Below are 11,939 nucleotides of genomic sequence, written 5' to 3'. Positions count from 1 at the left end.
GGCCCGAAAGAGGCGGGCAGAGCAACGGCTCCGCCCATGGTAGCCACGCACATTCCTCTGGAGCAGCCCCATGCGCCCACTCGCCACGCGCGCCTCCGTCCTTCTGCTGAGCGCCGCGCTTCTCACCGCCTGCTCCTCGTCGGACTCCGGTGGCGGCGATCCCAAGAGCGAGCCCGAGATCGGCGCGGTGCCCAAGCTGCTCCGGACGACCGGGCTCTCGTACCCGCTGGACCCGTACGAGACCACCGACGAACAGCGCGAGCAGCTCCAGAAGGCCCAGAACCGGCTGATCAGCCAGTGCATGAAACGGTTCGGCTTCTCCTACGAGCCGTCCTCGCTCGTCGACTCGGGCCGCAGGCCCGGATCCGACGACTCCCGGTACGGTCTCACCGATCCCGCCAAGGCGGCCCGGTACGGCTACGACAGCCGCGGGGGCATCGCTCCGCCCGCGAAGCCGCCGGCTCCCGTGCTCGGGGCCACCGGACAGCTCGCCCTCAGCGGCCCGGACACCAAGGGGGGCGCGGCCCAGCCGATGAGCTGGGAGGAGGCGCAGGGGGTGGACAGCGGCAAGGTCGTCAACGGGCAGAAGGTGCCCATCGGGGGCTGCAACCGGGAGAGTTACCTCAAGCTCTACGCGCCGAAGAAGGGCGCGGTGGACATCATGTTCGTCTTCAACGTCACCGCCGACTCCTTCACCCGGGCCCGCGAGGACTCCCGCGTCACCGCGGCGCTCAAGGCATGGTCGGCGTGCATGGCCGAGAAGGGCTACAAGACGCAGGATCCCGTGAGTCCTCAGCCGGACCTCGGACTCGCCGCGGACGCGTACGGAAGCCCCAAGGCGATCGCCGCCGCCAAGCAGGACGTCGCCTGCAAGGAACGAGCCAACCTCGTCGGCATCTGGTTCACGGTCGAGGCCGCCTATCAGAAGCGGAACATCGAGCAGAACGCGGAAACCCTGAACCAGGCGAAGGCCGAGCTGGGAGACCGTTTGAAGATGGCGACCACGCTGAACGGCTGATCAGCAAAGCGCCCAGACCGGCCGGAAACCGACTGATCGGAATGTCGGTTTCCGGCCGTTCGGACGAGGACCATCAGGCGAGACGGGCGATGGATTCCGCCTCGACGGGGGTTACGGTCACTGGCGCGACGCCGCGCCGTCGCGCCCTGCACGCCGTGGCACGGCGCTCAACGAATGCCGTCTCTGGGGGGGGACAGACATGCATCGTCATGGCCAGTACTGCAACCCGGCACGCCCTACGGAAGTCGACGAGGAGAGATCGGCCCGGGTGAACCCGGTCACCGCCGCCTTACAACTCCTCGACCTGCTGACCGATCGCGAGAGGGAAGTCCTCGCGGCCATGCCCGGCGGCGAGTCCAACACGGACCTCGCCGCACGGCTCGGCATCACCGAACGCACCGTCAAGTTCCATGTCACGAACATGCGCGAGAAGCTGGGCGGGCTCTCCCGTCTTCAGCTCCATCTGCTGGCGCTGCTGGCCGAGATCGTCTGGCCGGGCCGTCTTTGTCGCCCCGCCGGAGCCGGACGCGCGGCACAGACGACGAGCATGATCTCCCGGGGGCTGCTGCCGAGGCGCACGGCCGAGGTCAGAACCTGCCCGTGAGACGAGGATGCCCCCGACGTCGGAACGTCGGGGGCATCATCCGTTCGTGGGCCGCCGGATCCCCGGTCCGACCGGGGCGGACCGGACCGGCTCAGGCCTTCGGGGCCACCTTCGACAGGCCGTTGATGATCCGGTCCATCGCGTCGCCACCGGTCGGGTCCGTGAGGTTCGCGAGCATCTTCAGGGTGAACTTCATCAGGACCGGGTGGGTCAGACCGCGCTGCGTCGCGATCTTCATGATCTTCGGGTTGCCGATGATCTTCACGAAGGCGCGGCCGAGCGTGTAGTACCCGCCGTAGGTGTCCTTGAGGATCTTCGGGTAGTTGTGCAGGGCCAGTTCGCGCTGGGCCGGGGTCGACCGGGCGTGCGCCTGCACGATGACGTCGGCCGCGATCTGGCCCGACTCCATGGCGTAGGCGATGCCCTCGCCGTTGAACGGGTTGACCAGGCCGCCCGCGTCACCGACGAGCAGCAGGCCCTTGGTGTAGTGCGGCTGGCGGTTGAAGGCCATCGGCAGAGCAGCGCCGCGGATCGGCGTCGTCATGTTCTCCGGGGTGTAGCCCCAGTCCTCCGGCATCGAGGCGCACCAGGCCTTGAGGACCTCGCGCCAGTCCAGCTCCTTGAAGGCGGAGGAGGAGTTCAGGATGCCGAGGCCGACGTTGGACGTGCCGTCGCCCATGCCGAAGATCCAGCCGTAGCCGGGCAGCAGGCGGTCCTGCGGGCCGCGCCGGTCCCACAGCTCCAGCCAGGACTCCAGGTAGTCGTCGTCGTGGCGGGGGCTGGTGAAGTACGTCCGTACCGCCACGCCCATCGGCCGGTCCTCGCGCCGGTGCAGGCCCATGGCGAGGGAGAGCCTGGTCGAGTTGCCGTCGGCGGCGACGACGAGCGGCGCGTGGAAGGTGACCTCGCGCTTCTCCTCGCCGAGCTTGGCGGTCACTCCGGTGATCCGGCCGGTGCGGTCGTCGATGATCGGGGCGCCGACGTTGCAGCGCTCGTACAGCCGCGCCCCGGCCTTCTGCGCCTGCCGGGCGAGCTGCTCGTCGAAGTCGTCGCGCTTGCGGACGAGTCCGTAGTCCGGGTACGAGGCGAGGTCCGGCCAGTCGAGCTGGAGCCGGACTCCACCGCCGATGATGCGCAGGCCCTTGTTGCGCAGCCAGCCGGCCTCCTCGGAGATGTCGATCCCCATGGAGACGAGCTGCTTGGTGGCGCGCGGGGTGAGCCCGTCGCCGCAGACCTTCTCACGGGGGAACGCGGTCTTCTCGAGGAGCAGGACGTCGAGTCCGGCCTTGGCGAGGTAGTACGCGGTCGTGGAGCCGGCCGGGCCTGCCCCGACGACGATCACATCTGCGCTGTGCTCGGAGAGGGGCTCGGTCACGGCGTGGTCTCCCGAAGGGTCGAGGGAAGGTCGGTCGAAGTCTATTGCGGAGGTCCCGGGGCTCCGGGGCCCGGGATGCCCGTCACGCCCGGGCCCCGGGTCGCGGGCGCCCCCGGGGTCCGGGCAGTCTCCTAGAGCTTGAAGCCCCGGTGCATCGCCACCACGCCACCGGTCAGGTTGCGCCAGGCGACCTTGGACCAGCCGGCCTTCTGCAGCAGCCCCGCCAGGGCCGGCTGGTCGGGCCAGGACTGGATGGACTCGGCGAGGTAGACGTACGCGTCCGGGTTGGACGACACCGCCCGGGCCACCGGCGGCAGCGCGCGCATCAGGTACTCCTCGTACACCGTGCGGAACGGCTTCCAGGTCGGGTGCGAGAACTCGCAGATCACGACCCGGCCGCCGGGCTTCGTCACCCGGTACAGCTCGCGCAGCGCCCCCTCGGTGTCCTGGATGTTGCGCAGGCCGAAGGAGATCGTCACCGCGTCGAAGACGTCGTCGCGGAACGGGAGCTTCGTCCCGTCGCCGGCGGTGAACGGCATCCACGGGTGTCGCTTCTTGCCGACCTGGAGCATCCCGATCGAGAAGTCGCAGGGCACGACATAGGCCCCGGCGCGGGCGAAGGGCTGCGAGGAGGTGGCCGTCCCGGCCGCCAGGTCCAGGATCCGCTGCGCGGGGCGGGCGTCGACCGCCTTCGCGACCTCCTTGCGCCAGCGCCGGTCCTGGCCGAGCGAGAGCACATCGTTGGTGAGGTCGTAGTTCGCCGCCACGTCGTCGAACATCGAGGCGACTTCGTGCGGCTGCTTGTCCAGGGATGCTCGGGTCACCCGGCCATTGTGGCAGCCCGCGCGCGACGGCCTTCGGGAGCCCTCCGCGCCCGCCGGGGATTCGTCGAAATTTCCTCTCAACCTTTTCCGGGGGCGGGCACTCATGGATGGGTGACAGTCGGGCAGCGGGGGACGACCCCCAGGGACGGAGGAGCGCGATGCAGGCACCGCACGGCTCGGACGAGGCGTTCGAGGAGTTCGCCCGAGCCGGGCAGACGCGGCTGTACCGCACGGCGTACCTGCTCTGCGGCGACGCAGAGCACGCCCGCGATCTCACCCAGACCACCCTCGCCAAGCTGTTCCAGCACTGGCGCAAGGCAGGCACGGCCGAGTACCCGCACGCCTACGCCAAGACCGTTCTGACCCGCACCTTTCTCTCCGAGCGACGCCGCCGACTGCGCGACCTGCTCGCCTTCACCAAGACCGGCGGGCTCGGCCCCGCACCCGCGGCGGAGCACACCGACCTCCGGGTCACACTGCTCGCCGCGCTCGCCGAGCTCCCGCCCAGAGCCCGCGCCATGGTCGTCCTGCGGTACTGGGAGGACCTCAGTGTGGAGACCGTCGCCTCGCTCCTGCGCTGCAGCGAGGCGACGGTCAAAAGCACCTGCTCCCGCTCGCTCGCGCGGCTCCGCGACCGTCTCGGCGAGGCCCATCTCTACGCCACCGACCACCACGCCACCGGAAGGTGAGGCCCCCAGTGGACGACGCCACACTGCTCAAGAGCGCCATGGACCGTACGACCGAGGACCTGCCGCCGCTCCCCGACCTCGCACCCGTCGCCATCGTCCAGGGACGCAGACGGCGCGCCCGGGCCCGCCTCGCCGCCGTCGGCGGCGTCTTCGGCACGATGACCGCCGCCGCCCTCGGGCTGACCCTGCTGCCCGGTCCGAGCACGGGTGTCGCCATGCCCGCCGCGCCCCCGGCCGCCTTCCCCTCGGCGTACCACACCCCCGTGCGGCTGACGCCGACACCGGGCCAGGAGCCCCCGGCCCCGGCGACAGGTGCCGAGGCGGAGCGCCGCGCCCAGTTCCAGCAGCAGGTCGCGGCACTCCTGGACGAGCTGCTGCCGTCGACCGTGACCGACATCAGCCCCGTGGAGGGCGAGGTGTCGCTCTACCAGATCACCTCCGGCGGGCGGCACTTCACCACGAAGCTGTCCGTGCGCCCCGCGGAGGGCGAGGCGCTGCAGCCCTGCCGGAACATCCCCGCCAAGCAGACGACCTGCGAGAAGGTGGACCTCGGCCCGGGGCGTACGGCACAGGCGTACACGATGCCGGTCAACGAGAAGGACACCATGGGCTCGATGGTCGTGTTCTCCTACGGCCGCAGCCATGTCCTGCTCTCGGTCGGCCCCTCGGAGGCCGAGGGCAAGCCGAGTCTCTCCACTCCGGTGACGGCGGATCAGCTCCTCACCGTCGCCCGCGACGACCGCTTCACGGACCTGGTGAAGTACGCCGACGAGAACCCGGTCCAGGAGAAGTCCACCCCGGTTCCGGCCGGCTGACCCACGGGCACACGGGCACGCCGACGCGTGACCTAACGGCGGCGGAAGACCAGGCGGCCGCCGAGGACGGTGGCGACGCAGGTGCGGGCGCCGCGAGCCACCAGATCGGCCTCGTCCACCACGTCGAAGACCGCCAGGTCGGCGGGTTCTCCCACGGCCAACGGACCGTGGACGGTGCCGGGCAGGTCGTGACCCTCCACGAAGGGGTCCAGGTCCGGGCCGTCCCAGACCGGCGGCGCCAGGACCGGCGCGTTCGGCACCTCTCGCAGCCCGGCCCGCGCCACGGCCTGCCGGACCCCCGACCGGGGCCCGAGCCCCACATGCGTCGTCCCATGGGCGAGCATCCGCTGGATGCCCCGCCGCACGCTGCCCGCCATCCGGGCGGCGTCGGGCGCGAGGGAATCGAAGGCCGGACCCACGACGGGATCGGTGCCCAACTCGTCCGCCTCACGCGGGTCCGGGTGGTACACCCTCGTGAGCAGCCAGTGCCCGTGCCACTGGCGGAGCCCCGGTGTCAGGACACCCGGCCACCGGCGTACCCGCGCGGCCGGAAAAGCGGCGGCCACCTCCTCGTACGGGCCGACGGACACGATCTCCGCGTCCCGGACGGCGACCGCGCCGCCGGGCACGGGGGCACGGCCCCCGCCCGGCAGCAGCAGGTCCGCCGCGTGGATCGTCAGCACGAACGCGTCAGTTGGCGTTCAGGAGCTTCAGCTCCGGGTGCGCCGTACCGCCCTCGATGGCCGTGGAGGAGATGTGCGAGGCGACCCGCTCGTCGACCGGGTCGTTCGCCGGGTCGTCGTGGACGACCAGGTGCTCGTACGTCGTGGCGCGCTGCGCCGGCACGCGGTCCGCCGTGCGGATCATGTCGATCATCTCGCGCAGGTTGGAGCGGTGCTTGGCGCCCGCCGAGGAGACGACGTTCTCCTCCAGCATGATCGAGCCGAGGTCGTCCGCGCCGTAGTGCAGCGTCAGCTGGCCGATCTCCTTGCCCGTGGTCAGCCAAGAGCCCTGGATGTGGGCGATGTTGTCCATGAACAGCCGGGAGATCGCGATCATCCGCAGGTACTCGAAGAGCGTGGCGTGCGTGCGGCCCTTCAGATGGTTGTTCTCGGGCTGGTACGTGTACGGGATGAAGGCCCGGAAGCCGCCCGTCCGGTCCTGCACGTCACGGATCATCCGCAGGTGCTCGATGCGCTCGGCGTTCGTCTCACCGGTGCCCATCAGCATCGTGGACGTCGACTCGACACCGAGGCCGTGCGCGATCTCCATGATCTCCAGCCACCGCTCGCCGCTCTCCTTGAGCGGGGCGATCGCCTTGCGCGGGCGCTCCGGCAGCAGTTCGGCGCCGGCGCCGGCGAAGGAGTCGAGACCGGCCGCGTGGATGCGGGTGATCGCCTCCTCGACGGAGACACCGGAGATCCGGGCCATGTGCTCGACCTCGGACGCGCCGAGGGAGTGGATGACCAGCTGCGGGAAGTCCTTCTTGATGGCGGCGAAGTGCTTCTCGTAGTACTCGACGCCGAAGTCCGGGTGGTGCCCGCCCTGGAACATGATCTGCGTGCCACCGAGCTCCACGGTCTCCGCGCAGCGGCGCAGGATGTCGTCGAGGTCGCGGGTCCAGCCCTTGGCGGTGTCCTTCGGCGGCGCGTAGAAGGCGCAGAACTTGCACGCCGTCACACAGACGTTGGTGTAGTTGATGTTCCGCTCGATGATGTACGTCGCGATGTGCTCCGTACCGGCGTAGCGGCGACGGCGCACGGCGTCGGCGGCCGCGCCCAGCGCGTGCAGCGGCGCCGAGCGGTACAGCTCGAGCGCCTCCTCGGGGGTGATCCGGCCACCCTCTGCGGCGCGGTCGAGGACGGACTGAAGGTCGGCCTTCTCGGTCACCGGCTGAGTCCCTTTCGGAGGGTGGATTCTAAGGACTGAGCCAGCCTACGCCAGCAGTTCTCAGGACTTCCGCAGGGTGCCGCTAGGGCGGCCCGCGGCCTCCTCGTCGGAGCGGTAGGCGAGGGTGCCGTCGGGGTTGCGGGTCAGCGTGAAGCTCGACGTCCCGGTGGTGCAGAGACCCGCGGTACCCGGGCGGTCCGGGTCCGTGCGGTCCGCGATGCGCAGCTCGGTGGCGGAGGCGGACGTCAGCTTGCCGAGGCCGTGGCAGCTGACGGTGGTGCCGAGGACGCTGATGGTGTGGGTGGTGCGGACGACGTCCTTGCCGGTCCCGCCCTGGGAGACGACGACAGTGAAGTCGCCGTGCGGGGAGCCGTTGCGCTCGGTGGTGGGCCCGGTCCAGGTGCCGAGGAAGGTGTCGGGGACGGAGCCGGAGGGCGCGGTGGCGGCGGGGGGATTCGTCTTGTTCCCGCCCGTGTCGCTCGCGTCGGCGCCCCGGCCGCCGCCCGGCATCAGGTCGAAGAGGTACCCCGCCCCCAGGGTCACGGAGGCCAGCGCCCCGGCGACGGCGAGCGCGACCGTACAACTGACGCGCCGGCCCGCGGCGAGGGAGAGGGTGGCCTGCCGCCGCCGGGTGCCCTCGCCTCCGGGATCGGTGGGCGCCTGGTCCGCCGGGACGGCGAACCCGCCGGGTGCGGGCGCGATCGGCGGCCCGAAAACGCCGGGGTCGGGAACCGCCGGCCCGGACGGACCCGTCGGCCCGGCCTTGGCATCGGGCGTCAGAACCGCCGGAGGGCCGAAGACACCCGACGGCGGGCCGGTCGTGGGCCCCTCCGGGGCAGGCGCCCACACCGAAGGGGCGGTGAAGGGCACGGGGCCCGAGACGTTCGGGTCGGGCGGGGCGGCCGGGGCGGTGAAGGGCGCGGCACCGGGAGCCGGTGGGGCCGTACCCGTACCCGCGTCGAGTTCCAGGAGGCGTACGGCGGTCCGGCTGATCTCCTCCACCAGCGGGCCCGGCAGCCAGCCTCCCGACACCAGCGCCGCCGCCCCGCGCGGAGCGAGCGCGGCGGCGACCGCGCTCGGAGCGGGACGGGCCGCCGGGTCCTTCGCCAGACAGGCCGCCACCAGCTCCCGCAGCTCCCCCGCCAACGCGCCCAGTTCGGGCTCCTCGTGGACCACCTTGTAGAGCAGAGTGGCCGAGGAGTCGCCGGGGAAGGGCGGGGCTCCGGTCGCCGCGTACGCGAGGACCGCACCGAGCGAGAAGACGTCGGAGGCGCCGGTCGCCCCGTGACCGAGGATCTGTTCGGGCGCCATGTAACCCGGCGAACCGATCGAGACCCCGGTCGCGGTGAGCGACGCCGTACCGTCCGTGGCCCGCGCGATGCCGAAGTCGATGAGCCGGGGGCCCTCCAGGGTGGCCAGCACGTTGGAGGGCTTCACGTCGCGGTGGACCAGGCCGAGCCCGTGCACACCCGCCAGCGCCTCCGCGAGGCCGGCGCCCAGGGTCCTCACCGTGTGCGCGGGCAGCGGGCCGATCGCCTCCACGGCCCGGGTGAGCGTCGGCCCGGCGACGTACCCGGTGGCGACCCACGGCACGGAGGCCTCCGGGTCGGCGTCCAGGACCGGCGCGGTCCACTCCCCGCCGACCAGCCGGGCGGCCTCCACCTCACGCCGGAACCGTGCCCTGAACTGCTCGTCCAGGGCGAAGTGCGGGTGCACGATCTTCACGGCGACGGTCCGGCCGCCCTCGTTGCGGGCCAGATAGACACGCCCCATGCCGCCGGAGCCGAGCCGGCCGAGGATCCGGTAGGCACCGATGGTCCTGGGTTCCCCTGCTTCGAGCGGCTGCATGTCTCCCCTTCCAGCAGCGCACGGCCCTTGGTGGGCCGGATCACCACGATTCGGAACCGTACCCAGCCAACCGATCCCCCACCACGCCCCTCCTCTTCTCCGTAAAACGTCGCAGTGTCCGAAGCACCCCGGAGTCACCCGATGACACGCCTCCCCAGGATCACGAGCCACCCCGAACGCCCGAGGATTCGCAGGATCCTCGCCGCCGCTCTCGCCCTCGGCGCCACTGCCGCTCTGGTCGGAGGCTGCTCGGACGAGGGGGCGCCCGTCACGTTCGACACCCCGAGGTCGACGGCCACGGCCGACCAGGCGGGCGCGTCGCGGACCCCGCGGACTCCGGGGGCGCCCGAGACCGTCCTCCCCACCGGCCCCAAGGCAAGTTTCACCACGGCCAACACCCTCGACGACGGCACCAAGATCGGGGTCACCACGCTCTCGGGCGCGAAGTCCGGCTTCACGGGCAAGGTGTGGGTATGGGCTCCGAAGCAGTATTTCGACCCGAGGTACGCAGACAGCGGCTTCCCGGTCCTCGTGGCACTGCCCGGCGGAAACGGCTATCCGGTGAATTACTGGATGGGTACGGACCTCAAACTGCAGTCCAGCATCAGCACATGGTCGCAGGAAGGGAAAAGCCTTCCGTTCATTGTCGTGATGCCCGTGCTCAACCCCGACGACAAGTACTACTACGACGGCAGCGATATACCGGGGCAGCCCAGAATGGGCACCTGGCTCGCCGAGGACGTACCCGATTTCGTCCGGGCGAATTTCCGCACCTTCAAGTCCCGTGACGGCTGGGCGTTCATGGGCTCGTCCTCCGGCGCGTTCGCCGGACTGAAGGCGGTGCTCCAGCACCCCGACAAGTTCAAGGCCGTGATCGCGTCCGGCCCCGACACCGTCCCCGACTCCCCGCTGTGGGCGGGCCACGAGGCGCAGCGGCAGGCGAACAACCCGGAGAAGCTCGCGAAGGCGCTCGGCGCGAAGCCGGACACCAAGAGGAACCGGGTCTATCTGGCGTTCCAGATCGGCACGGAGGAGTCGGGCGAGGCCCGGCTGAGGTCCTTCATGAAGAACTTCACGAAGGGTCCGGTGAAGACCCGCCTCCAGGTCATCCAGGGCGGCGGGCACAACGCCAAGGGCTACATCCGGGGCATGGGGGACGGCTCGATGGAGTGGATCAGCCGGCAGATGCAGGGCCCGGTACCAGCGCCCTGACGTACGGGTTCGACGCTCGCCCCCTGACGCGCGGGTTCGGACCTCGGCCCTGACGCGCGGGTTCGGACCTCGGCCCTGACGTACGGGTTCGGCGCTCGGGCCCTGACGCGCGGGTTCGGACCTCGGCCCTGACGTACGGCGGCCTCGGACCTCAGGCGAGCAGGTCCACCTTCACGTCCGCCGGGAAGCCGGTCGTCGGACCGGTCCGGCGGGCGAACTCACGTACCCCCGCCAGCTGCTCGGGCCCAAAGCGGAAGTCCAGAGTCCGGAAGTACCGCTCCAGGAGCTCCGCGTCGAAGGACTCCCAGCGCGCGGCCTGCTCCGCGACCTTGGCGACCTCCACCAGCGACAGATCACGCGAGGCCAGGAACGCCTCGTGGACCTCGCGCACGGTCTCCGGCTCGCGGACCAGGAAGTCCTTGCGCGCCGCCCACACGGCGAAGACGAACGGCAGGCCCGTCCACTCCTTCCACATCAGCCCCAGGTCGTGGACCTCGAGACCGAGCCGCGGGGCGTCGTGCAGGGAGGCCCGCAGGGCGGCGTCGCCGATCAGGACGGCGGCGTCCGCCTCCTGCATCATCAGCCCGAGGTCGGGCGGGCACGTGTAGTAGTCGGGCCGTACGTCGTACCGCTCGGCGAGCAGCAGCTGCGCGAGCCGCACCGAGGTACGGGAGGTGGACCCGAGCGCCACCCGCGCCTTGTCCAGCTGCTTCAGGGGCCGCTGGGAGACGATCACACAGGACATGACCGGGCCGTCACAGCCCACCGCGATGTCCGGCAGAGCGACAAGATCGTCCGCGTTGCGGAGATACTCCACGAGGGTGATGGGCCCGATGTCGAGGTCACCTCGCACGAGCCGCTCGCTGAGCTTCTCCGGGGTGTCCTTCGTCAGCTCCAGATCGAGGAGCGTTCCGGTACGCGCCAGGCCCCAGTACAGGGGCAGACAGTTCAGGAACTGGATGTGTCCGACGCGGGGCCGGCTGCGCTGGTGGTCGTCGGTTGCATTGTCCACATCGCGAGGCTAGACCTGTCTCGCACGGTGGACATCGCCGGGGCGCGCGTGGCGCTCACGTCAGCCCGTCAGAAGCACGTCAAACGTGTGGGTGACGTGATCTTTCCCTCTAGTGCGGCGCACACCCTGCGTGCTACGCTCATCGCAAGTTGCAGTTTGGTTTCCCTTGCAGTACAGAGCCTGCGGAGCATGTGACCCGCAGGCTTTTGTAGTTTTCAGACTTGTTTGCAGGTTCTGGAGCAGGGCAACCCTTTGGCCCAAGGAGGGCTTATGGCTACCGGAACCGTCAAGTGGTTCAACGCTGAAAAGGGCTTCGGCTTCATCGCCCAGGACGGCGGCGGCCCGGATGTCTTCGTCCACTACTCCGCGATCAACGCGTCCGGGTTCCGCTCCCTCGAGGAGAACCAGGTCGTGAACTTCGACGTCACGCAGGGTCCGAAGGGCCCGCAGGCGGAGAACGTCACCCCGGCCTAAGTTGCCCGGGTCGGCGATCGCGCACGGCTAGAGAAGTACCCAAGGAGCCCCGCTCCGTGTCTTCGGGCACGAGCGGGGCTCCTGCCTTTCCAGGAGCCCCGCTCGGCGCGACGAAAGGGCCCGGCGCCTTGCGGCACCGGGCCCCGGTTCGACAGCCGGTCACTCTCCTACCTGTCTC

General features: G+C 70.6%; 12 protein-coding genes. 6 read left to right on the top strand and 6 right to left on the bottom strand.

Features of this window, described 5'->3' with window-relative positions; all coding sequences use genetic code 11:
• Positions 1–70 precede the first annotated feature (70 nt).
• Together ACFC0D_RS36705 and ACFC0D_RS36700 are read left to right on the top strand one after the other, a co-directional pair.
• A complete protein-coding gene (locus ACFC0D_RS36705; protein WP_376445952.1) occupies positions 71–1,018 on the top strand; it encodes a hypothetical protein in 948 nt (315 codons plus the stop codon).
• A 199-nt stretch (positions 1,019–1,217) separates the two neighbouring features.
• Positions 1,218–1,622, top strand: coding sequence for a helix-turn-helix transcriptional regulator (locus ACFC0D_RS36700; protein WP_376445949.1), 405 nt, complete (start codon positions 1,218–1,220; stop codon positions 1,620–1,622).
• Between the two features lie 91 nt (positions 1,623–1,713).
• On the opposite strand, the gene ACFC0D_RS36695 is transcribed toward ACFC0D_RS36700, so the two are convergent.
• Both ACFC0D_RS36695 and ACFC0D_RS36690 read right to left on the bottom strand, forming a co-directional pair.
• Positions 1,714–2,997, bottom strand: coding sequence for a geranylgeranyl reductase family protein (locus tag ACFC0D_RS36695; RefSeq protein WP_329117356.1), 1,284 nt, complete (start codon positions 2,995–2,997; stop codon positions 1,714–1,716).
• 131 nt (positions 2,998–3,128) lie between these two features.
• The gene (locus ACFC0D_RS36690; protein WP_329117357.1) at positions 3,129–3,821 is read right to left on the bottom strand and encodes a demethylmenaquinone methyltransferase; all 693 of its coding nucleotides are present in this window, start codon (positions 3,819–3,821) and stop codon (positions 3,129–3,131) included.
• 158 nt (positions 3,822–3,979) lie between these two features.
• Here ACFC0D_RS36690 and ACFC0D_RS36685 point away from each other — a divergent pair, with 158 nt between their 5' ends.
• Both ACFC0D_RS36685 and ACFC0D_RS36680 read left to right on the top strand, forming a co-directional pair.
• Positions 3,980–4,510 carry a SigE family RNA polymerase sigma factor gene (locus tag ACFC0D_RS36685; RefSeq protein ID WP_329117360.1) on the top strand — a complete coding sequence of 177 codons (531 nt, stop codon included), beginning with the start codon at positions 3,980–3,982 and terminating at the stop codon, positions 4,508–4,510.
• Positions 4,511–4,518: 8 nt separating this feature from the next.
• Positions 4,519–5,325: a hypothetical protein gene (locus ACFC0D_RS36680; RefSeq protein WP_376445946.1), complete on the top strand. Its 807-nt coding sequence runs from the start codon at positions 4,519–4,521 to the stop codon at positions 5,323–5,325.
• 32 nt (positions 5,326–5,357) lie between these two features.
• On the opposite strand, the gene ACFC0D_RS36675 is transcribed toward ACFC0D_RS36680, so the two are convergent.
• The 3 genes from ACFC0D_RS36675 to ACFC0D_RS36665 are packed head-to-tail and all read right to left on the bottom strand — an operon-like array spanning position 5,358 to position 9,063.
• Positions 5,358–6,008, bottom strand: coding sequence for a hypothetical protein (locus ACFC0D_RS36675; protein WP_376445943.1), 651 nt, complete (start codon positions 6,006–6,008; stop codon positions 5,358–5,360).
• Between the two features lie 7 nt (positions 6,009–6,015).
• On the bottom strand, positions 6,016–7,215 hold the full coding sequence (gene mqnC / locus ACFC0D_RS36670; RefSeq protein ID WP_376445940.1) for a cyclic dehypoxanthinyl futalosine synthase: 1,200 nt from the start codon (positions 7,213–7,215) through the stop codon (positions 6,016–6,018).
• Positions 7,216–7,275: 60 nt separating this feature from the next.
• The gene (locus ACFC0D_RS36665; protein ID WP_376445937.1) at positions 7,276–9,063 is read right to left on the bottom strand and encodes a serine/threonine-protein kinase; all 1,788 of its coding nucleotides are present in this window, start codon (positions 9,061–9,063) and stop codon (positions 7,276–7,278) included.
• A 141-nt stretch (positions 9,064–9,204) separates the two neighbouring features.
• Between ACFC0D_RS36665 and ACFC0D_RS36660 the strand changes: the two genes are divergently transcribed.
• Positions 9,205–10,275 carry an alpha/beta hydrolase gene (locus ACFC0D_RS36660; RefSeq protein WP_376445934.1) on the top strand — a complete coding sequence of 357 codons (1,071 nt, stop codon included), beginning with the start codon at positions 9,205–9,207 and terminating at the stop codon, positions 10,273–10,275.
• A 151-nt stretch (positions 10,276–10,426) separates the two neighbouring features.
• On the opposite strand, the gene ACFC0D_RS36655 is transcribed toward ACFC0D_RS36660, so the two are convergent.
• Positions 10,427–11,287 carry a menaquinone biosynthetic enzyme MqnA/MqnD family protein gene (locus tag ACFC0D_RS36655; RefSeq protein WP_376445931.1) on the bottom strand — a complete coding sequence of 287 codons (861 nt, stop codon included), beginning with the start codon at positions 11,285–11,287 and terminating at the stop codon, positions 10,427–10,429.
• Between the two features lie 270 nt (positions 11,288–11,557).
• Between ACFC0D_RS36655 and ACFC0D_RS36650 the strand changes: the two genes are divergently transcribed.
• Entirely contained in the window at positions 11,558–11,761 is a 204-nt protein-coding gene (locus tag ACFC0D_RS36650; RefSeq protein ID WP_003967102.1) for a cold-shock protein, read from the top strand.
• Positions 11,762–11,939 lie beyond the last annotated feature (178 nt).

Origin of the sequence: Streptomyces sp. NPDC056222, assembly GCF_042264065.1 — a bacterium.
Taxonomy (GTDB): Bacteria; Actinomycetota; Actinomycetes; order Streptomycetales; family Streptomycetaceae; genus Streptomyces.
This window is presented reverse-complemented; position numbering and strand designations above follow the sequence as displayed.

Excerpts from the sequence above, each read along its gene's own strand:
- ACFC0D_RS36700 (WP_376445949.1), top strand. The coding sequence starts at position 1,218 with ATGCATCGTCATGGCCAGTACTGCAACCCGGCACGCCCTACGGAAGTC.
- ACFC0D_RS36665 (WP_376445937.1), bottom strand. The coding sequence starts at position 9,063 with ATGCAGCCGCTCGAAGCAGGGGAACCCAGGACCATCGGTGCCTACCGG.
- ACFC0D_RS36650 (WP_003967102.1), top strand. The coding sequence starts at position 11,558 with ATGGCTACCGGAACCGTCAAGTGGTTCAACGCTGAAAAGGGCTTCGGC.
- ACFC0D_RS36705 (WP_376445952.1), top strand. The coding sequence starts at position 71 with ATGCGCCCACTCGCCACGCGCGCCTCCGTCCTTCTGCTGAGCGCCGCG.
- ACFC0D_RS36660 (WP_376445934.1), top strand. The coding sequence starts at position 9,205 with ATGACACGCCTCCCCAGGATCACGAGCCACCCCGAACGCCCGAGGATT.
- ACFC0D_RS36685 (WP_329117360.1), top strand. The coding sequence starts at position 3,980 with ATGCAGGCACCGCACGGCTCGGACGAGGCGTTCGAGGAGTTCGCCCGA.